The sequence below is a fragment of the Grimontia sp. THUN1695 genome (assembly GCF_059704325.2).
In genome coordinates this window covers 1358598-1378276 of record NZ_AP046577.1, presented here as the reverse complement: position 1 = coordinate 1378276, position 19679 = coordinate 1358598, and the positions used below count along the sequence as shown (strand labels likewise).

General features: G+C 46.8%; 21 protein-coding genes. 4 read left to right on the top strand and 17 right to left on the bottom strand.

Going from position 1 to position 19679, the window contains the following annotated elements; translation table 11 throughout:
* The 8 genes from AC6IB1_RS09780 to AC6IB1_RS09745 all read right to left on the bottom strand — a co-directional run bounded on the left by AC6IB1_RS09780 (position 1) and on the right by AC6IB1_RS09745 (position 8211).
* A complete protein-coding gene (locus AC6IB1_RS09780) occupies positions 1-675 on the bottom strand; it encodes a LutC/YkgG family protein (protein WP_497568865.1) in 675 nt (224 codons plus the stop codon).
* Positions 672-2102: a LutB/LldF family L-lactate oxidation iron-sulfur protein gene (locus tag AC6IB1_RS09775; RefSeq protein ID WP_497568864.1), complete on the bottom strand. Its 1431-nt coding sequence runs from the start codon at positions 2100-2102 to the stop codon at positions 672-674. Before AC6IB1_RS09775 ends, AC6IB1_RS09780 begins: the two co-directional genes overlap by 4 nt.
* Positions 2099-2869 carry a (Fe-S)-binding protein gene (locus tag AC6IB1_RS09770; RefSeq protein WP_497568863.1) on the bottom strand — a complete coding sequence of 257 codons (771 nt, stop codon included), beginning with the start codon at positions 2867-2869 and terminating at the stop codon, positions 2099-2101. Before AC6IB1_RS09770 ends, AC6IB1_RS09775 begins: the two co-directional genes overlap by 4 nt.
* A 214-nt stretch (positions 2870-3083) precedes the next feature.
* Entirely contained in the window at positions 3084-3908 is an 825-nt protein-coding gene (locus AC6IB1_RS09765; RefSeq protein ID WP_497568862.1) for an HDOD domain-containing protein, read from the bottom strand.
* 158 nt (positions 3909-4066) lie between these two features.
* Positions 4067-4786, bottom strand: coding sequence for a DUF3581 family protein (locus AC6IB1_RS09760; RefSeq protein ID WP_497568861.1), 720 nt, complete (start codon positions 4784-4786; stop codon positions 4067-4069).
* 165 nt (positions 4787-4951) lie between these two features.
* The gene (locus tag AC6IB1_RS09755; protein ID WP_497568860.1) at positions 4952-6574 is read right to left on the bottom strand and encodes a sensor domain-containing diguanylate cyclase; all 1623 of its coding nucleotides are present in this window, start codon (positions 6572-6574) and stop codon (positions 4952-4954) included.
* On the bottom strand, positions 6564-6998 hold the full coding sequence (locus AC6IB1_RS09750; RefSeq protein ID WP_497568859.1) for a type 2 periplasmic-binding domain-containing protein: 435 nt from the start codon (positions 6996-6998) through the stop codon (positions 6564-6566). Before AC6IB1_RS09750 ends, AC6IB1_RS09755 begins: the two co-directional genes overlap by 11 nt.
* 1 nt (position 6999) lies before the next feature.
* Positions 7000-8211: a hypothetical protein gene (locus tag AC6IB1_RS09745; protein ID WP_497568858.1), complete on the bottom strand. Its 1212-nt coding sequence runs from the start codon at positions 8209-8211 to the stop codon at positions 7000-7002.
* A gap of 252 nt (positions 8212-8463) precedes the next feature.
* Between AC6IB1_RS09745 and cobB the strand changes: the two genes are divergently transcribed.
* Positions 8464-9180, top strand: a complete 717-nt coding sequence (gene cobB, locus AC6IB1_RS09740; RefSeq protein ID WP_497568857.1) for a Sir2 family NAD+-dependent deacetylase — start codon at positions 8464-8466, stop codon at positions 9178-9180.
* Between the two features lie 61 nt (positions 9181-9241).
* On the opposite strand, the gene AC6IB1_RS09735 is transcribed toward cobB, so the two are convergent.
* The 4 genes from AC6IB1_RS09735 to potA all read right to left on the bottom strand — a co-directional run bounded on the left by AC6IB1_RS09735 (position 9242) and on the right by potA (position 13128).
* Positions 9242-10282 carry an extracellular solute-binding protein gene (locus tag AC6IB1_RS09735; RefSeq protein WP_497568856.1) on the bottom strand — a complete coding sequence of 347 codons (1041 nt, stop codon included), beginning with the start codon at positions 10280-10282 and terminating at the stop codon, positions 9242-9244.
* Between the two features lie 122 nt (positions 10283-10404).
* Positions 10405-11175: a spermidine/putrescine ABC transporter permease PotC gene (gene potC, locus AC6IB1_RS09730; RefSeq protein ID WP_497568855.1), complete on the bottom strand. Its 771-nt coding sequence runs from the start codon at positions 11173-11175 to the stop codon at positions 10405-10407.
* Positions 11172-12029, bottom strand: coding sequence for a spermidine/putrescine ABC transporter permease PotB (gene potB, locus AC6IB1_RS09725; protein ID WP_497569124.1), 858 nt, complete (start codon positions 12027-12029; stop codon positions 11172-11174). The genes potC and potB overlap by 4 nt, the downstream gene beginning before the upstream one ends.
* Positions 12013-13128, bottom strand: a complete 1116-nt coding sequence (gene potA, locus AC6IB1_RS09720) for a spermidine/putrescine ABC transporter ATP-binding protein PotA (protein WP_497568854.1) — start codon at positions 13126-13128, stop codon at positions 12013-12015. Before potA ends, potB begins: the two co-directional genes overlap by 17 nt.
* Before the next feature lie 368 nt (positions 13129-13496).
* Between potA and AC6IB1_RS09715 the strand changes: the two genes are divergently transcribed.
* From AC6IB1_RS09715 to AC6IB1_RS09705, 3 genes are read left to right on the top strand one after another with little or no spacing between them, the layout of a single operon-like run.
* Complete coding sequence (locus AC6IB1_RS09715; RefSeq protein ID WP_497568853.1) at positions 13497-14306, top strand: DUF2189 domain-containing protein; 810 nt, start codon at positions 13497-13499, stop codon at positions 14304-14306.
* Positions 14307-15062: a glucosaminidase domain-containing protein gene (locus tag AC6IB1_RS09710; RefSeq protein ID WP_497568852.1), complete on the top strand. Its 756-nt coding sequence runs from the start codon at positions 14307-14309 to the stop codon at positions 15060-15062. It abuts the gene before it with no gap.
* The gene (locus tag AC6IB1_RS09705; RefSeq protein ID WP_497568851.1) at positions 15059-15697 is read left to right on the top strand and encodes a DUF2987 domain-containing protein; all 639 of its coding nucleotides are present in this window, start codon (positions 15059-15061) and stop codon (positions 15695-15697) included. The genes AC6IB1_RS09710 and AC6IB1_RS09705 overlap by 4 nt, the downstream gene beginning before the upstream one ends.
* Before the next feature lie 69 nt (positions 15698-15766).
* On the opposite strand, the gene ttcA is transcribed toward AC6IB1_RS09705, so the two are convergent.
* The 5 genes from ttcA to ccoS all read right to left on the bottom strand — a co-directional run bounded on the left by ttcA (position 15767) and on the right by ccoS (position 19675).
* Entirely contained in the window at positions 15767-16693 is a 927-nt protein-coding gene (ttcA, locus tag AC6IB1_RS09700) for a tRNA 2-thiocytidine(32) synthetase TtcA (RefSeq protein WP_497568850.1), read from the bottom strand.
* A gap of 202 nt (positions 16694-16895) precedes the next feature.
* Entirely contained in the window at positions 16896-17846 is a 951-nt protein-coding gene (gene uspE / locus AC6IB1_RS09695) for a universal stress protein UspE (protein WP_497568849.1), read from the bottom strand.
* A 147-nt stretch (positions 17847-17993) separates the two neighbouring features.
* Complete coding sequence (gene fnr / locus AC6IB1_RS09690) at positions 17994-18737, bottom strand: fumarate/nitrate reduction transcriptional regulator Fnr (RefSeq protein ID WP_005505339.1); 744 nt, start codon at positions 18735-18737, stop codon at positions 17994-17996.
* Between the two features lie 66 nt (positions 18738-18803).
* On the bottom strand, positions 18804-19475 hold the full coding sequence (locus AC6IB1_RS09685; protein ID WP_497568848.1) for a sulfite exporter TauE/SafE family protein: 672 nt from the start codon (positions 19473-19475) through the stop codon (positions 18804-18806).
* Positions 19475-19675: a cbb3-type cytochrome oxidase assembly protein CcoS gene (gene ccoS, locus AC6IB1_RS09680; protein ID WP_005505343.1), complete on the bottom strand. Its 201-nt coding sequence runs from the start codon at positions 19673-19675 to the stop codon at positions 19475-19477. Before ccoS ends, AC6IB1_RS09685 begins: the two co-directional genes overlap by 1 nt.
* Positions 19676-19679: the final 4 nt, after the last annotated feature.

The window sequence follows — 19679 nt, the reverse complement described above, 5'->3', positions numbered from 1 at the left end:
TTACTCCTTAACCAAAAACAGGATCAGGCGCTTGGGTCCGTGTGCACCGTAAGCAAGTGTCTGTTGAATATCCGCCGTTTTAGACGGCCCGGAAATCAGTACCAGATTCGTGGGAGGCTGGGTATCCCAACCGGCTTCTGTCCAGAAGGGCGATGTCATTAACTCGCTAAAATTCGAGACAATGTCAGATTCTTTTAGAATCGCGATGTGCACCGGCGGAACCAGCGATAGTGCGCGTGGTTCGTTTTCACCCGTGACGATGGCTAGTGTGCCAGTGTCTGCTATCGCACCTTTAATCACATTGATGCTGGCATCCACCTCTTCAAACAGTGCCGTTTTAAATGTTTCAATCGGTTTTTCATACCGGATGACTGTCGTATCAGGGCAGTTTGCTGACACTGAATCAGCCCAGGGGCAGTGTTTGGCAAAAATCACGCGCTGGAGATCATTGTCTTTCAGACATTGTGCCAGCGATGAATCCAGATCTGCAGCATCAACATGGTGAATTTCCGTGTGGCTTGCATTCATGCAATCCACGAACCTTTCCACACGTTCGCTCAACTCGCTGGATTGCCAGGCCTGCCATTCAGGCAATGCGTCTGTTTTTACTTGTCTTGGTGCTGCGTTCAATTTGGCGAAAATCGCGGCACGCGCCTGTTGGCTTTGTGACTTCATGATTGACCTCCATTGCGCTTTGCCAGCTTGGCTTTCAGGGACGTTTCGGCGAGCTTGGGTTTTACGCGACACTGTGTCCAGTTACCAAGGTGTTTCGGGATCAGGCCATTCATTTTTCTGGCAGCATTGAGCCCGGAGTGGTAAAGCGAAGGGTGGGTGGCCGCATAGGCAAAGCCTTTCATCGCCGCTTTCTCCAGTGTGGTACTGGCAGCATTCTGGCCTTTTAGAGCGGGCTGGTTTTGCTGAGGTGCGTTCTTTGATTCCTGACGCAGGCGCTGGAGCAGCGACGGAATAGGAATACGGACTGGGCAAACCTCTTCACAGGCACCACACAGGCTGGAAGCTGTGATCAGATCTTTGGTGCTGTCTACGCCCATCAGGTGGGGCGAGATGATCTTACCAATTGGTCCCGGATAGACAGTGCCATAAGCATGGCCACCAATACGGGTGTACACAGGGCAGTGGTTCATGCAGGCACCACAGCGAATACACTGAAGTGTTTTTCGCATTTCTTCGTCGTGATAAGCCTGTGTACGGCCGTTATCCAACAGGATCAGGTGAACCTCCTCAGGGCCATCCAGTTCGCCTTCTTTACGTGGGCTGCTGATCATATTGAAGTAGGTAGAGATATTCTGGCCGGTCGCTGAACGGGTCAGTGCGCTATAAAGTGGCGGTACATCGGAAAGGAACTCAACCACTTTTTCGATGCCGGTAATCGCAATGTGAACCCTGGGAATGGTGGTGCACATTCTGCCATTACCTTCGTTTTCGACCAGGCAAAGTGTGCCGGTTTCTGCTACGGCAAAGTTAACCCCTGAAACGCCAATTTCCGCTTCCTGATAGGCCTGTCGCAATGCATTTCGCCCTGTCAGGATCAGTTGATCCACGTCTGTTGTGGGTTGGAAATCTTTCAGGTTGTGGGTAAAGGTATCAGAAACCTGCTGTTTGTTTTTGTGAATGGCAGGCATGATGATGTGGGAAGGGGTATCACCGTCCAACTGGACAATATACTCGCCCATGTCACTTTCCAGACAGCGGACGCCTTGCTTTTCCATATGGTGGTTGAGGCCAATCTCTTCACTCACCATGGATTTGCCTTTGACCATCAACGACGCCTGATGCTTTTGTGCCAGTTCAGAAAAAATGGCATTTGCTTCGTCTGCATTCAGCGCCCAGTGAACATGGATACCGTTGCGGGTTAACTGGGTTTCCAGTTTTTCAAGCAGATCAGGTAGCTTACTCAGGCAGCGCTGGCGGATGGCTTCTGCGCGATCACGAACCGCTTTTTCCTCATCGCTGTCTGGAAATGCATCGCGGCGTTTGCCACGAAGGTAATCCATCGCACCGCGAAAATTCTGGCGAAGCTCGATATCACCAAGGGCTTGCTTCGCTTGATGATGGAAATGTTCAGGGTTGTTGTGACTCATTGCTCACCTTCCTGTGATGTACGTTCTACCAGGAAACGGGCAATGTGTTTGCCTTTAAAGGTTTGGCCCTGATACTCGAGTGCACCGTTGATGTTTAACATGCAACCCCAATCCGCACTGACAAACTCTATCGCGCGGGTATTTCTCAGGTTGTTGGATTTGTCTTCCACCATGGCTTCACTGATATTGGGGTGACGAACGGAGAATGTGCCACCAAACCCGCAACACTCTTCGGTATAGGCGGGGTGCTTCACCTCTACATTTTCCAGTTGCCCAAGCAGATGATCGGTATAGATATGGACGTTCATTTCACGCCGTGCGGCACAGGAGGTGTGAACAGCAATTGTAGTGGGCTCACCACAGTCTTTAAATTGTGCGCGGCAGACATTGGTCAGGAACTCGGTCAGTTCAAAGACACGGCTGGAAAACGCTTTTGCGGTTTGCTCGAGCGCATGCCCTTCAAACAAACGGGGGTAGTGGTGGACCATCATTCCGCCACAGGAACCGGAAAGGATCACGACAGGAATATTTTCCGGAAACAGGGACATTTGGTGCTGAGCGACTTCCCGGGCTTCTTCGGTATAACCGGATGTGTAGGCGGGTTGCCCACAACAGGTCTGTTTAGGGACAAATTCAACCTGTATGTCCTGGCGTTCAAGCAAAGTAATAGCATCGAGGCCGGTGTCGGGATCAAATGCGTCGACTAGACAGGTGGCGTAGAGATAAACTTTTTTCGGTTTAGCGGGGTAAACTCGAGGGTGTTGCATGTGCCTTCCTCGCAACATTGCTTTCAGATAATGTAGTAAATCGATTTGTCACCGATTATTTTTTATTAGGTTTTCAGAATATGCCTGTCTTATCTTTCAATAAATAGCATTAAATGAATTGATTGTTTCCAAAATTTATATAATTAATGGTGTGACAGAAATAAAAAACGCCATGCATAGGCATAGGCGTTTTTTTCGTGATGATTGTTGAAAATCAGAGCAGGGAATCAGCCATATTCCGGCCAACATCGCGCATTTCATCAATCGATTCAATGATCGTTTCGCTCAAGCCAAGCATGCTGTATTCCAATTGGTGATTTAACCATGTTACTTTGGCTTCACCGTCTGCCAGGGTATCCCAGTTTTCATCAATTTTTGCACAGAAATTAATGATGGCAGCCAGTTGTGAGAAATTGTCACCCCGGACGGAGCCATACTGGTGAGCGATGGCATCCGCCAGAGTATCTGCAAACTTCCAGCTTCTCGCGAGCTCACCGCCGAGCTCTGCATTATCGGTATTGAGAACGATTTGCTGCGCCTCCTGCTTGGTTTTGCCTGCATCCATGTGTAGTTCAACTTTCTGGGCTTTGTCAGGATATACTGTATAGATAAGCAGATCGCCAATGTTATGGAGCATACCTGCTGTGAAGGCTTCATTCTGATCCGTTTTCAATTCTTTGGCGACCGTTTTGCACAATGTCGCGACTTCGAATGTGGTTCCCCAAAACGCATTGAGATCTAACCCCTCGATTTTTGGGAAGGTACTCATCAGCGCAGACGCTGTCACCAGCGTACGGATAGGTCCGAGTCCCAGCCGAATCACTGCTTCATCAACAGAAGCGACACTCCGGCCTCTTCCGAAATGGGCAGAGTTGGACAGGCGAAGTACGCGGGCACTGATCACCTGATCTAATGCGATTTTTTCGGAGATTTTATTCATGTCCGAATTTTCGCTGTTGACCAAATCCAAAAGTTCTTTCACAACTTTGGGTATTTTAGGGAGCCTATCGATATGAGAGAGAAGTGCTTCAGTAGCCATATTTAACTCCAGCGCGCTATTGATAAGTTAAATATAGAACAAAGTATAAAAGATGGGATTAAGTATTATCTATAAGACATTGAGGACACAAAGAAACCCGGGCGTAGCCAGGGTTTCTATTCAGGGGGGTAATCAATCTCGGGTAGCGGGTATGGCGTTTAGGTTGTTTGAGCAGAGAGAAATTCAGCTTTGCGGTTATTGAATTTCTCAACCAATGTGTTTACGTCCGTGCTTTCATATTCTCTGAGACCACTGCATACCATTTTCTTTTTCCCCTCCCCAATAATCTCGCCATTCTCCTTAAAAGCAAATGCCAGGATCACAGAGCCACGTTTGCCAGAAACTTCCATCTGAGAATCGGTTAACTCAACGGTAGGATTGGTGAAATTCAGGTGCTCAAAACTAAGCGCCATACTTTCATACATCACCAGGGGACGTTCTGGGTTGATCATCATGCCGCTTTCTTCCATTAGCGGCACCATGATGTGTGGGAAATTCATACCTGAAAATTTCACATAGTTTTCTGCAACAACCGCTGATAGCCTTTCATCTATCCGATTTTCACCTTCACGGTGCATGGTTAAGTAGCATTTGTCATTGACATCAACCACGTCGAGGTGACCCTTTGCGTTTTCTCGAATGGTCAAAGGGACATTGTCTGAGATCATGCCGGTAAATGAGACCTGCATTTTTTGGCTGATGCCTGCTTTTGCTAGTAACACTGAAAACAGGAGATCGCCAGGCACACAAAAACGCTTTGAGTCTTCGTCGTGAATAGGATTGAAATCACCGGCAACGAATTTGGCAAAATGGCTTGCCTGTTTACGGGAAAAAATGAGACAGCCATCTTGTTGGCTGAAGTAGTTATTTAACTGCATGATCTCTTTGGGTGGATATCCACGGTTAATCTTGCTGGGCATTGTAACTGAGAGAATAGTCTCAAATGGTCCAGCCAGTTACATGACAGAATGTGTTCCTTAACTTGCAAGCTTAAATCACGCCTACAAGCTGTTCGAGTGCTTTTGGCTGGCTTCAAGCTGTGACTAGCGGTTTTCAGGTGCTGCTGCTTCCTCCCCTGTGTAGACATGGAAGAAGTTTTTGCCGTTGTTTTTAATAAAATACATGGCTTCATCAGCCTGCTCGATCAATGAGCTTATGGTATCTGCATTGTCAGGATAAAGGCTTATCCCAATACTGGATCCCACACCGGCAGTCTGTTCATGACCAATGTCTACTGGACGTGCTATCTGATATTGAAGGTCTGAAGCGATATCAGAAACGGCTGTTTCGTAGTTAGCGTTATAAGAGAAGCCTATCAGGAATTCATCACCGCCCCAGCGGGCAACAACATCAGAGCCGCGGAAGAATTGTTTGATACGTTTCGCCACTTCAATGATGACCTTGTCACCTGCATCATGACCATAGTTGTCGTTGACATGTTTAAAGCCATCAAGGTCGATCATCAGAATGGCGAATTTACGTGCTTTCCTGTCTGCCTCTTGCAAGGACGTTTCGAGCTTTGTCATACCCGCGCGGCGATTGAGAAGATGGGTAACAGGATCATGCTCTGCTTCATAAATAATATTCTGTTCCCGCTCTGCGCGTTCGGTAATGTCATAGAGTACTACTTCCAGTAGGCTATCATCCGGGTTGTTGATGTCTTCTACTTTAGAAAACAAGCAATGTACCCAGCGATCAGAGGCGCGGACTTTATGTTTGAGCTGAATGTCAAACGCACTGAACTGGTTGCCTGGTTTTGACCAGAACTCTTCAATAAATTCTTTGATTTCAGCAGGGTTGTTAAAATAACGGGTGAAGTCGGTTTTAGAGAACCTGTCCGTGTCGACAATAAAGGTTTGCCCCAACAACCTGAGCAATGCCGGGTTTGCCACAATTAGCTGGTTATTGGCATCAATCAAGCCGATGCCTGCACTGGCTCGTTCAAAGATAAACCGGAATTTTTTCGACAGATTCTCTGTGTTTGCACGAAGTTCACGTTCGTTCTCGATTTGGTTGTTAACCGCATCCAGCAGACCGTTAATATCACTGACCAGTGCACCTATCTCGTTGTCTTTGTGGCTGATTGGAACATCTATTCGTGTGGTATCGCCGGGGGTTATTAAATGAAAACGGTTGGCAATGTTCTTCATCGGTTCTGTCAGGATACGGTTTACGATAAAGAGAGTTAGAAACGCAATGATGACCGAGTAAAACACCAAGACGATAACCTGGATCTTTGCCAAAGAAATGGCATTGTTTTCGATATAGTTTTGGTTTGGGTAAACCAAAAGATCGCCCACAAACTCATTTTTATTAAAGGGCGACACAATTGGAAAGATAATGGCAGTGTAGTGTTGGCCGTGTTTATTGTTGTCGGAGAAGGAGGCAGACAACCCCTCTTGGCTGGTAAGTCGGGCTGCCGAAATCGTGTCATTAGCCTCCAGACCTCGGATGACTTCTTCTGCTAATTCTTTATTGCCAAGAAACATGGCGATAGATGCCGTTTGTTCTATCGTGGCGACAACCTGGCTAATCTGGCTACGGGAACGGTTAACTTCCTGATGGTAAGAAATATAAAACCAGATGACGGATGCAAGAACGGAGAACAATAGCGCTCCCCCTGCAACACCAGAGGCAACACGGATATGAATGCGTCTATTGAGCATTTTCAAAACGGTATACCACTTTTAAGCCATCGACCAAGTCAGTTTCGTTTAAGTACGCAATGGCATTTATGTTTTTTTTCACGAAATCAATAATGTCTCCAGATGAAGCGACAGTAAGTGGTGGCTCAGATTTACCGGTAAATAATAGCCTTGCCCAATATGCATTGACCTGGGCAGTAGATTTGTCCACCAACTGGCGATAAAACATTTCGCGTTCTTGGCTACGTTCGGGCCAATCTACTGTATTTGCGATAACACCATTAGGGTAAGAGTTATAGCGACCCATGTAGAGATCGATAAGTTGACGGGAAGAGAGGGATGATATTGGGTTTTGTTCATTCACAACCACCACGAGCTCTGCATGGAGTTGGGATGCCCATGCCAGCCATGTCATTGTGAATAGTACCAATACCATCTTCTTCATGTCAGAAAACAAAACTTAGGCTAATGGAGACACTATCAATATGGTCAGGCACAGGTGCGCTCAGTCCCTGCTTGTTGATTGACCATGCACCGAACCGGTCGTCATTTAACCAGGTTCTTTCTATTTGTCCTTTCAGTGATATTTGGGGACCGATGTAATAACGCATCCCAATGCCAAATGTTTCCTGGTCAATCACGCGGGCATCGAGATTTTGCTGAATAAGTTGGTACACACCATTGATTTGTGGATTAAGAAGGAATTGAGGATCTGGGGCCTGTAACGCATAAAAAGTTCCCACAGACTTTGCTTTGGAAGCAAAGCCATAAAACGTTAACGCATCGACAGTTTTGCCAACACTTGCGTAACCGGAAATAAGATCAGGAAAAAAGGGCCAATCTGCATCGGTATAGCTCAATTCACTTTGGAGGTGCCAGTCACTGGATTCATACGCAGCGCCCATTGAATAATAATAAAAACGCGTATTCTCAAACTCGAAGTCCTTCAATGTACTTTCCAATGAAGGCCAGACAAGGAAAATACTCGGGTCTGCGGAAGTGCTGGCGATTAACAAGTCTGCGGGGTTGCCATTGTCAACCTTCGCAGTAGATGCTGACGCAGAGAGCACCCAGTCGTTTGAGTCATAACTCAATTTGGTGCCAATAAGGGGGGAGAGTTTTACATTATTGAACGAGTCAATAGTATTGATTGAGATCTCTGACTGGCCACCAAATAATTTGACCTCAATGACACCCTCACCAAAAGGAGTGGTGTAGGTAATGTCACCGCCGTTCAGACTGGTGACTGGGATGTTAGCGTAGAAGTCAGTGATGGGCTTGGTCCAGAGATATGCAAAGCCGACATTGCGGTATTCTGACAACATATAGATGGGGGGGGCTATGCGCCCTAACCGGATAGAAACCCTCGGTGAGGAGAGTTTGTAGCGAAGAAATGCCCAGGTAATGCTATTGTTCAGATCGTTGTCGAGGCGATCCTGTAACACGCCTTGAACGACGAGATCAAACTCCTCTGAAAGTCCGGCATTTAGCTGTAAGCCGATGGCAGACCCCTTTTTCCAGCTCCATTCATCGAAGACGCCTTCTTTGGTTAAGTCGTATGTAAAGCCTAAATTTTCGGTACCGGAGTGAATGGCAGACAGGTTACCAAACCCACTGATTTTTATGTGCTCGCGGGTCTCTGCATACGCTGAGGCCACTGTAAATATGAGGGTTGTTAATGCGAATACTGTCTTTGTAAGTCGGTGCAATTGCCTATTCCGGTTTCATGCTTGGTACACATTTTAAATATAAGACATTTTTTTGATTTCTCCTGTTAAATGCTGTTTTACGTAGATTTTCGACCATGGTCTAGTTGGGGGAATCTGTTTTGGACATACCAACAGTGATATAAAGGCTGTTGATCATCAGAAAAATATGAATGCTGGCATCGACGAGAAAGGAAGTCCACTATGCAATTTCCCTATAAAAACATTGTAATACTGACAGGCGCAGGGATCTCGGCTGAATCCGGTATTCGTACATTCAGGGCGCAGGATGGTTTATGGGAAGAACACCATATCGAAGATGTGGCAACGCCTGAAGGCTTTGCGCGTAATCCGGCACTGGTGCAAACTTTCTATAATCAGCGCCGCAGACAACTTCAGTCAGGTGTGGCGCCTAACCCTGCACATGAGGCCTTGGCAAAGCTGGAGCGTGAACTCGAAGGCTCAGTCACCGTTGTTACCCAAAACATTGATAACCTTCACGAGCGTGCAGGGAGTGATAATGTTATCCATATGCATGGGGAGTTGCTCAAAGCGCGTTGCAGTGGTTCGAATCAGGTGTTGGATTGGAAAGAAGACATCCTGACCGATGACTTGTGCCACTGTTGCCAAATCCCTTCTGCAATGCGTCCTCATGTTGTGTGGTTTGGTGAGATGCCATTGCATATGGACAAAATCCACGCGGCATTGGTCAATGCGGACCTGTTTATTTCCATTGGCACATCAGGCGCTGTTTATCCAGCGGCAGGCTTTGTTCATGAAGCCGCTATTCATGGCGCGAGAACGATTGAAGTGAACCTGGAACCAAGCGCGGTAGAAAGTGAGTTTGACGAGAAACGTTACGGTAAGGCAAGTGTTTTGGTACCTGAGTTGGTAGAAGAGATACTGGCATTACAGGACTAAGCGACGCTGCAGGTAAAAAGAAAAGCGGCCACTGTAAAGTGACCGCTTTTTACACTTGGGCTTACTGGCCCGCTTTCAGTTTCTGGAAGTACGCTTCATAAAGCACGTTCGCTTCACCGACAGAGCTTTGCCATTCGCCTTTTTCCATCACCTCTTGTGGTGGATAAACGCTTGGGTCATCTTTAAATGCTTTTGGTAGCAGAGGATATGCCGCTTTAACCGGGGTAGGGTAGCCGATTTCGATAGCAAGGCGCGCTGCGTTCTCGGGACGCAACAGGAAGTCAATCATCTTGTGGGCAGCATCAACATTTTTCGCCGTTGCTGGGATTGCTAAGCTGTCCATCCAGAAGATAGCGCCTTCTTCAGGCCACACGATATCGACCGGCGCCCTTTCGCTGCGTGCAATGTAAGCGGAACCATTCCAAAGCATACCCAGTGCAACCTCACCAGCCATATAAGGGTTTGCAGGGAAGTCTGAGTTAAATACCAGTACGTTTGGCATGATTTTTTTCAGCTCTTCGTATGCCGCTTTAATTTCATCCGGGTTAGTGGTGTTAGCAGAGTATCCCAGTTTTCGCAGTGCAATATGGAAGAACTCACGGGCATCATCCATCATCAACAATTGGCCTTTGTACTCAGGTTTCCACAAGTCAGCCCATGTGCTCACGGTTGATTTATCCATGAAGTCCGTATTTACGCCAATACCGGTTGCGCCCCAAATATACGGGACTGAGTAATCATTATTTGGATCAAAAGGCTTGTTCAGGTTATTGGGGTCCAGACCGTCGAAGTGGCTCAGTTTGCTTTTGTCGATCTTCTGCAACATACCTTCATCACGCATTTTTTTTACATAGTAGGTAGATGGCACAACAAGATCGTAGCCTTCTGGGTGGGTTTTCAGTTTGGCATACATGCTTTCATTTGACTCATACGTTGAGTAAATAACTTTGATGCCAGTTTCTTTCGTAAACTCTTCCAGTACTTCTGTTGGAATATATTCTGACCAGTTGTAGAAATAGAGTTCTTGGTTTGCGGCAGCCGCATTTGAGAAAAGGGATAAAGACAGGGCGCTTCCCAGCACAAACTTAGACCAGAGTTTCATTGACAACTCCTGTAGTTTTTCATTGGTATGGTTAATGAGAATAACAATTGGATGAGTCCATCCGTGATTGAAATAGGCGAAAACAAGTAAAGGGGAGCGGTGCAAACCGCTTCCCCCTTTGATTATCGTACTTTATCGCGGGCCAGCAATTGAGAGCAAATTACCATCACGAGAGAGACAATCAGCATCAACGTCGCCAAGGCATTTACTTCCGGAGAAACACCAACCTTGACCATTGAATAGATTTTCAGTGGCAGAATTTCGTAGCTTGGCCCTGTTACAAAGGAACTGACGATAACGTCATCCAGCGACAGAGTAAAGCTTAACAGCCAGCCTGCAGCAACCGCCGGTGCGGCGAGCGGCAGGATGATTTTGGTCAGGATTGTCCACTCGCTGGCAGCCAGGTCTTTGGCAGCTTCCAGCATGCGGGAATCAAAACCATTCAGCCGGCTGTATACGGTGACCACCACAAAAGGCAGACAAAACGTAATATGGGAGAGCAAAAGGGTCAGAAAACCCAGCTGTGCACCCAACAAGACGAACAGCGCCAGCAGCGAGATTGCCATCACGATATCGGGTGACATCATGACAACAAACAGCATTCCGTTAACGAATGCCTTGCCCCGGAAGCGATAGCGATACAGGGCAACAGCCGTCAAACTGCCGATAAATGCTGCCGCAGTAGCAGAAACAACAGCAATAGTTAACGAATTCCAGGCCGCCTGCACCAAACTGTCATTGTTAAACAGCAAGCTGTACCATTTAGTAGTAAACCCTTTCCACCCCATACCGAATTTACTTTCGTTAAAAGAGTTAACGATAAGAATGATGATAGGGATGTACAAAAACGCATAGACCAGCGACATAAAGCTGGTTCTGAATAACTTGTTCATTCCAGCTCTACCTTCTTGTTCATCAGTTTGCCGACTCGCCAGTAGGCGAACAACATGAGACCCATCAATAGTGTCAGGGAAATACTCGCTGCTGAGCCAAACGGCCAGTCACGAACATTGAGGATCTGACTTTTGATGACGTTACCAATCAACAGGTTTTTCGCGCCGCCCAGCAGATCGGACACATAGAACATGCCAAGTGCTGGTAGCAGAACCAGAAGGCAGCCAGCAATAATGCCTGGCATCGTCAACGGGAGAATCACTTTAATGAATGCCTGGAGCTTGCTGGCACCCAAATCTTTCGCGGCTTCAAGGTAACTGTTATCCAGTTTCTCAATGCTTGAGTAGAGCGGAAGAATCATAAATGGCAGCAGAATGTAAACCAGACCAACCATCACCGCATACTCGGTGTACATGATACGCAGGGGCTTATCAATCAGCCCAAGGGTCAGCAAACCTTCATTGAGCAAACCTCGGGTACCGAGAAAAATTTTCAATCCATAGGTGCGGATCAGGGAGTTGGTCCAAAAAGGAACAATCACCATAAACAGCATCACCGGGCGCCATTTTACCGGCATATGAGCAATGACGTAAGCGAATGGGTAGCCAATCAGCAAACAAAGCAGAGTCGCAATGGCTGCCATGTAGAAAGAATGCCAAACCACTTTGGCATAGAGGGGATCCATCAACTTGGCGTAATTGCTCAAGGTGAAGGTCATCTCAATGAGGTTAGCATCATCGCGGGTGAGGAAACTGGTCACGATGATCATCAGGTTAGGGATGAATACGAACAGCAGCAACCAACCTACAATCACGCCAATAATGGCTTTTTGGAGATTAATCTTCTTCATCAGGCAGTACCACTTCCCAGCTTTCAACCCAGGTAATCGCAACTTTCTGATCCAGTGAGTGGTCTACATCTGGATCGTCTTCATTGAAGAACTCGCTGACCATGACTGACATGCCTGATTCAAGCTCAAGCACTGAGTCTAAGGTCATCCCTTTGTAGTTGCGTTCGCGAACGTAGCCAATGATACCGTTACCTGTATCTGCCGCTTCGATTTCTTCGATACGCAGATCTTCTGGGCGCAGCAGTACTTTTACGCGGTCGCCCGGCTTAATGTCCAGTTTGCAGTAAACCAGACACTCGCGGCCTTCAATTTTGGCTGTAATTCGTTGCTCATCGATGCGTGCAATAACATGGGCATCAAACACGTTGATTTCACCAATGAAACGCGCAACGAATAGGTTAGCCGGTTCTTCATAAATTTCGCGTGGGGTACCATCTTGAACCACATTGCCTGATTTCATCACGATGATGCGGTCAGACATCGACAAGGCTTCTTCCTGATCGTGGGTGACGAAGATAAAAGTGATACCGAGTTTACGCTGGAGTTGTTTCAGCTCGATCTGCATTTGTTTACGCAGTTTGTAATCCAGCGCGGAGAGAGATTCATCAAGCAGCAGCACTTTGGGCTTGTTCACAACGGCACGCGCAATGGCAACACGTTGCTGCTGTCCGCCGGACAATTGGTGAGGTTTGCGAGGCGCGAACTTCTCCAGTTGAACCATACGAAGAGCTTCCATGACACGCGGTTCGATCTCGCTTTCAGCGACTTTCTGCATGCGTAAGCCGAAAGCAACGTTATCGAACACCGTCATGTGTGGAAACAGAGCATAACTCTGGAATACGGTATTAACGTGACGATGTTCTGCGGGGATAGCAGTCACGTCTTGTCCATCGATGATAATTTGGCCATCGTCTGCATCTTCAAGACCAGCTATCAAGCGAAGTACTGTGGTCTTGCCACAACCTGACGGACCGAGGATTGTTAAAAACTCGCCGTTGTTAATTTCAAGATCAAAGTTTGAGATGATCTGCTTGCCGTCAAAACTCTTACAAAGTCCTTTCAGCTGGACAACGGGTTTTTTAATTGGTTGTGTTGCGTTCAATTCTACTCTCACTCCTTACACCACGGGCGATTAGCTAAGTAAAACTTCCCCTAAAAAGTAGACCGCGCATGATAGATCTGCGAATCATGAAGTTAAAGCGTTTTTTTATGTTTTATTGGTAAAAAACCGCCCTGAAATTGACACGGAACAGGAAAATGGAGAAACCGCGCCGAGATCAGATTAATGTGAAGTGCGTCATTAAATTCGACGGGCAGTTTAGTCGAAGAATACGATGCACGGGCGTTCGGTAGTATAGCCCCTAAATGAGATGCCTAAAAATGCACCACCATGAGACGCACTCAAAAAATATCACCTATAACTTTAAGAGTAAGGAGATTTCTTAGGCTAAAGACATAAGTTGCTTTGCTATGAATAAACAACAGTTGAACAATGCATTGCATGTGGGTGGAACACTGGAGAATGCACTTACCGGTAATTACACCCTCAATGTTTCCAGAGTGGTACAGGAAGCCGCCAAATTAACACAGAAACACTTTTGGCAGTTTTTGCCAGCAACCCTTGTACTGACTGCCGCACATATTGTGATATTCCTGCTGACATTGATCATTATGCAAGGCACACACGACGAGGTGATCCAGGCATTTATCGGACAGCGCCCAATGACTGAGGAACTTATGGCCTCGGGTCGTATCGCGGTGTTTGCTGCAACGGTGTTAACGGCGCCACTTTACGCTGGCGCAAGCCTGATGGGGTTGAGCCACGCCATTGGATTTAGAACCAAACCCAGGCACATTATCAAGGGGTTTGCCTATGCACTTGCGGTGACGTTGGCGATGAGTTTTATCAGTGCCCTGCAAAGTTTTAGCAGCCAGTTGATTCCATTGTTGGGTGTTTTTCTTGGTATTACTTTTTCGATGACCATCCTTCTTATCTGCGAAAAACGCCTGCGTCCGGTGGAGGCGATGATTGTTTCTTTTAGAGCGATTACGAAAAAAATGATACCATTGACAATGGTTTACATCGTCATTGCTGCCTTGTTTGTCTTCTCGTATGCAACCGCAGGGTTGGCGCTGGTATGGGCATTGCCGTTTATGTTCAACGTGAAGGGGGTGCTTTACCGGGAAATGTTCGGTGTTGGTATTGAAGTGACCGTGTCGCAGGAGGGGGATGATGATTCTGCTTCCGGCGGTGGTAATCAAGAGGTTTTTAACGCATAAATGAAGCTTTCCTATGTTGTATTAGCTTCGGCTCTATTTATTTCTGCTTGTAGCGATGCACCACAAACGCCTATCACTGTAGACAGTCCACCTCCTATGGTTGAGAAGCCTGATTTTGGTTCTTATACGCTTGTTGATGAAAAGAAGAAGGCGTTCGTAGCTTTTATGAAGCCTGGCATTAACTATATTAACGGACTGATTGAAAGTGCCCGTAGCCGTTTGATTGAACTGGAAAAAGGCAAGACACCAACCAAAGATGATGAGGTATTCCTGTTACGGATTGCTGAGCTCTTCAACCTGCCATTGCCTGAAACAGGAGTCGATAATGCGTGGTATCAAGAAGCTCTTAAGCGGGTAGATATTATTCCTGTGGACCTTGTGTTAACCCAGGCAGCCAAAGAATCTGGGTGGGGGACATCACGCTTTGCCCGTGAAGGAAACAACTACTTTGGGCAGTGGTGTTACACTCCGGGTTGCGGCATAGTACCAAGCACACGTTCGCAGGGGAAAAGCCATGAAGTGGCTGTGTTCAAAGATACTTATCAATCAATCCGAGCATATTTCCTTAACGTCAACCGTAATCGAGCGTATGCCCAGTTGCGTGACATTCGCGCTGAACTCAGAAATGCGGGCAAACCGATTTCCGGCGTTGCATTAGCTAGCGGATTGAAAAGCTATTCTGAGCGCGGTCAGGCTTATGTCGATGAAGTACAGAGCATGATTCGCTACAACGAAAAATATTGGAGCCAAGGATGATTAAAGGACTTACGGTTGCTGTTCTGGCAACTGTAATTTCATCACCTGTCGCTGCGGCGCAGGTTCAGTTCAGCTATAGCAAGCTGTTTTCGCAACTTAAACATAATTACAGCGAAAATCACTCAGACGTAAAGATTGGTTATTTCATGGTCTCACCTCAAAATGGTGAGACCTGCAACATCACCAAAGCGTGGATGACCAAGGAAGAACATTACGAGGAATTTGATATTCCTGTATCTCAAGAACTGCCTTTGCCCATTGATAATCACCTTCGTAAGGTAAACCCTGATGTGTTTATTGAAACTGAAGGGGACACAACGTGTGATATTTCTTTTCAGGTATTGGCTAAAAAGCCTTTTACGCAAGAAATGACAGAAGATGATGTCAATACGCTTGTGCCGCAAATGACATCCATGATGCAGGATCTTGGTGGAATGTTTGCTTCTTGGTTTATGCCAGAGGTAGAAGGTGTGATGGTGCATTTTAGAGAACCGCAATCAGCGCTGAAAACGTCAGAAGGGCGAATAATTGATGTCGGCGGTAATGTTGCCGTGATTCGGGCCAGTGAATTAAAAGGGGGAGAACGTATTTTCTTCCCTCAGGCGCCACTGAAAGTTACCCCTTGGATTCCATAACGTTAAGATCGCCTTAAGTCACACAAAGCCCGCTCAGTGGCAGCGGGCTTTCCCATGTTCTATGGGCGCTTAGTTTACTTGAACAACATCTAGTTTCAGTGACGGGTCAAACTCTATCACATCGTCATCTGATATCTGGGTATCAGTAAATTGTTCCCGATCGAAGGCAGTATCACCACCGTTAATGACACCGGATCCCTGATTGATGCTCTTAAAGTCGAACAGTTCAAAGTCCGCCAGATGCGAAGGCACTACGTTTTGCATTGCACGGAACATGGTTTCGATACGACCTGGGTAACGTTTATCCCAGTCTCGCAACATTTCTTTGATCACTTGTCGTTGAAGGTTCGGTTGCGAGCCACACAGGTTGCAAGGGATGATAGGGAATGCAGCGGCTTCTGCATAACGCTCGATGTCTTTTTCCCGGCAGTATGCCAGTGGACGGATCACAACATGCTCACCGTTGTCTGACACCAATTTAGGTGGCATACCTTTCATTTTGCCACCATAGAACATGTTCAGGAACAGGGTTTCCAACATGTCATCACGGTGGTGGCCCAGCGCAATCTTGGTTGCCCCCAGCTCTTTTGCCGTGCGATACAAAATACCACGGCGCAGACGAGAACACAGGGAGCAAGTGGTTTTGCCTTCTGGGATCTTGTCTTTAACAATCGAGTAGGTGTCTTCTTCAACAATTTTGTATTCAACACCCAGACTTTCAAGATACTCAGGCAGTACGTGTTCTGGGAAACCCGGCTGTTTCTGATCCAAGTTCACGGCAACCAGCTCAAAAGAAATTGGCGCACTCTTTTGCAGGCTTTGGAGGATTTCCAGCATGGTATAGCTGTCTTTACCCCCGCTCAGGCAGACCATAATGCGGTCGCCATCTTCAATCATATTAAAGTCTGCGATAGCTTGGCCTACATTGCGACGAATGCGTTTTTGCAACTTGTTCAGATTGTATTTTTGCGCTTTTGTCAGTTCTTGATTCGACATGTTACCTCTGAAATTTCTCTACGCAACCAAGCCAGCCAATGACAAGTATCTTGGTACATCGCTTCTCGATGCGAAGGTTAGGCGCGTATGATACGGATTTCGCGGCAGGATACCAGAGCACAGGGGGAAATTCGCGGTTACTGTGTTACCGTTTAAGGCGTAAAAAAGCGCCTTGGCGGCGCTTTAGAGCCTATGCTGTAGGTTAGTCTACATTCAGATTGGGGGCTAATGGACTGACATAACCGTCAGGTTTGATAGCCAATACGTCACAGTTCAGCTGATCGATGGTATGTTCCGCTGTGTTACCAATGAAAATGGCTGATAGGCCGATACGTCCCGTCGTCCCCAATATCACCAATTCGGCATCCAGTGCTTTGGCAACGGCCGGGATGACATCTTCTGGCAATCCTTCGTGACAAAACGTTTGTGCTTCATCAATACCATGTTTTTGTCTTAACGCTTTCATTTGAAGCAGGTGATGACCACGAACGGCATCTGTGTATGAGGCAGGATCAAACTCGGGCAACTCAATAGTAACGTTGACCGGTGTGGCAGGGTAGGCGTTAACCAGATTCACTTCAGCTGACAGCAGTTGGCCCATCGCTTTAGCTTCATCGATGAGTTTATCATTGAGGGGAGCATGTGCTTCATTCTCTGATGACACATTGACTGCAGTGAGAATTTTTCCGTTATCAGGCCAACTGTGCTCTTTCACCAGTAAAACGGGACAAGGACATTTTCGTAGCAAGTGCCAGTCAGTGGGAGTGAATATCAGAGAGCCAAGTTTGTCGTGTTGATGGGTCGCTTTTATCAGCAGGTCATGCTTACCATCAAACACTTTGGCAATCATGCTTTCATAAGGGCGGTTATGCCAAACCAAGTGTTTTACTGCATCCAGGTTCTCGTGTGTGTGTTGCAAAAGGATGGAATCAAGCCATTCTTCGCGTTGTTTGAGTACACCGCTACGCATTGCCTGTCGCTCATCAGGAGAGAGCATTGAGGTCATTTCATAAGAAAAGTCATAGATGGCGAGGAAAAGTGTGATCTTCACCGGTACAGAAGATTTCCGGGCGATATCCACCGCACGGGATAGGGCTGGCTGTTCTTCATGCTCGGGATCGATGGCGACAAGTAAGTTAGTATATCTACTCATAACAACCTCCAGCTTGGGGATGCCGATACTTAAACTTAACTCATTGTGACCGAATATTGCGATAAATGTAGATAGATAATGTCCAAAAAAGAGAAATGGCGCGTAAAGCGCCATCTGTTTATCTTATCTGCGTTTGAATGAAATGCTTTATTTAGAGACACCTGCCAGCCTGCTCAGTTCGTCATGATCAAGGATAGTGATGTATTTTCCTTTCACGCTGAGCATCCCGCTCTTTTGGAAGCGACCGAGCAAACGGCTTATCGTTTCAACTGTCAAGCCTAGGTAGTTGCCAATATCGCCACGGGTCATGGTTAGGCGAAACTCTTTGGGTGAAAAGCCACGCGCAGAAAAACGGGTGGAGAGACTATGCAGGAAAGCCGCTAAACGTTCTTCGGCATTCTTTTTCGACAGCAACAGGATCATTTCCTGATCGCCTTTTATCTCATTGCTCATCAAGCGCATGATTTGCTGGCGTAACTTCGGCATTTTGCCAGAAAGGTCGTCGAGAATTTCGAATGGGATCTCGCAAACCATTGAAGTTTCAAGTGCTTGGGCAAAGCTTGGATGGGACATATGGTTGATAGCATCAAAACCAACTAAATCCCCCGCCAGGTGGAAGGCTGTGATTTGTTCATCGCCTTGCTCGGTGATGGTGTAGCTTTTTATTGTGCCTGAGCGAATGGCATACAGTGAACGGAGTTGGTCGCCAGCTTGAAACAAAGGCTGACCTTTTTGGATGGGTTTTTTACGCTCAATAATTTGGTCAAGCTGATTCAGCTCACTCTCGCTTAACGTAAAAGGAATACAAAGCTGACTGATGCTACAATCTTGACAATGGATTGCGCAACCGCCAGATTGAACACGTTTAGTAGGAATTTTGTCTTGAATCATGAGCCTGCTTAGCCAAATTGATTTGAGTCAATATTTTACCATTTTCGCAAGAGAAAGCGAGACTTACTACAACTGATTGTATACAGAGTGAACGGTAAAAATGCCATACACCAGAAGCATTATTGATGAGACTCTTCTGATAGCCATGTTGTTAAGAAGCGCTTTCATCGCTTCAGCGGCGGAGCCCACCAAAAGCATGGCGGGCAGGGTGCCTAAGCCAAATGCGATCATGATCAATAAACCATGAACGGCATTACCTGCCACAGCTGCCCAGCTCAACGCAGAATAGACCAAACCGCAAGGTAGCCATCCCCAAAGCATACCGAATGGCAATGCTGCGATCGGAGATTTCAAGGGAAGTAACTTTGACGAAAGGGGGGATAATTTCCGCCATAACACCTGACCAACGCGCTCAACATAAGCTAAGCCATTCCAGATCCTTGCGATATAAAGTGCCAGCAATATCATCATGATGGCGGCAGCAAGCCGTAGCCACAGCAAGTGTTGGGTGATTTCAGTAACACTCACAATGCCTGAAACCAAACCACCTGCAATACTGCCAATTAAGCCATAAGAAAACAGGCGGCCACCATTATAAAAGAGAAGAAAAGGGAGCTTACTTTGTGCGTGTGGCGTCCCTATCGAAACTGCCGCTGCAACGCCACCACACATTCCCAGACAGTGGCCTGCACCCAGAAGGCCAACAGTAAAGGCAGCGAGTAAATCTGTTACTGGCATTATGTATTATCCGGATTGTCGTTATTGTCCTTGTCGCCTTTATGGTGTTGGGCTGAAGGCTCGTCATCATCGAGTAGGATATTCATGCCTTGTCTTTCAAGGTCTTCAAATTGTTCAGACTTCACGGCCCAAATAAAAGCCCCAACCGCTACGCAGACCAATACAATGGCAATAGGGATGAGAATGTAGAGACTTTCCATCGTG

Coding starts and splice junctions, on each gene's coding strand:
- AC6IB1_RS09780 (WP_497568865.1), bottom strand. CDS start 675: ATGAAGTCACAAAGCCAACAGGCGCGTGCCGCGATTTTCGCCAAATTG.
- AC6IB1_RS09775 (WP_497568864.1), bottom strand. CDS start 2,102: ATGAGTCACAACAACCCTGAACATTTCCATCATCAAGCGAAGCAAGCC.
- AC6IB1_RS09770 (WP_497568863.1), bottom strand. CDS start 2,869: ATGCAACACCCTCGAGTTTACCCCGCTAAACCGAAAAAAGTTTATCTC.
- AC6IB1_RS09765 (WP_497568862.1), bottom strand. CDS start 3,908: ATGGCTACTGAAGCACTTCTCTCTCATATCGATAGGCTCCCTAAAATA.
- AC6IB1_RS09760 (WP_497568861.1), bottom strand. CDS start 4,786: ATGCAGTTAAATAACTACTTCAGCCAACAAGATGGCTGTCTCATTTTT.
- AC6IB1_RS09755 (WP_497568860.1), bottom strand. CDS start 6,574: ATGCTCAATAGACGCATTCATATCCGTGTTGCCTCTGGTGTTGCAGGG.
- AC6IB1_RS09750 (WP_497568859.1), bottom strand. CDS start 6,998: ATGAAGAAGATGGTATTGGTACTATTCACAATGACATGGCTGGCATGG.
- cobB (WP_497568857.1), top strand. CDS start 8,464: ATGCAATTTCCCTATAAAAACATTGTAATACTGACAGGCGCAGGGATC.
- AC6IB1_RS09735 (WP_497568856.1), bottom strand. CDS start 10,282: ATGAAACTCTGGTCTAAGTTTGTGCTGGGAAGCGCCCTGTCTTTATCC.
- potC (WP_497568855.1), bottom strand. CDS start 11,175: ATGAACAAGTTATTCAGAACCAGCTTTATGTCGCTGGTCTATGCGTTT.
- AC6IB1_RS09715 (WP_497568853.1), top strand. CDS start 13,497: ATGAATAAACAACAGTTGAACAATGCATTGCATGTGGGTGGAACACTG.
- AC6IB1_RS09710 (WP_497568852.1), top strand. CDS start 14,307: ATGAAGCTTTCCTATGTTGTATTAGCTTCGGCTCTATTTATTTCTGCT.
- AC6IB1_RS09705 (WP_497568851.1), top strand. CDS start 15,059: ATGATTAAAGGACTTACGGTTGCTGTTCTGGCAACTGTAATTTCATCA.
- ttcA (WP_497568850.1), bottom strand. CDS start 16,693: ATGTCGAATCAAGAACTGACAAAAGCGCAAAAATACAATCTGAACAAG.
- uspE (WP_497568849.1), bottom strand. CDS start 17,846: ATGAGTAGATATACTAACTTACTTGTCGCCATCGATCCCGAGCATGAA.
- fnr (WP_005505339.1), bottom strand. CDS start 18,737: ATGATTCAAGACAAAATTCCTACTAAACGTGTTCAATCTGGCGGTTGC.
- AC6IB1_RS09685 (WP_497568848.1), bottom strand. CDS start 19,475: ATGCCAGTAACAGATTTACTCGCTGCCTTTACTGTTGGCCTTCTGGGT.
- ccoS (WP_005505343.1), bottom strand. CDS start 19,675: ATGGAAAGTCTCTACATTCTCATCCCTATTGCCATTGTATTGGTCTGC.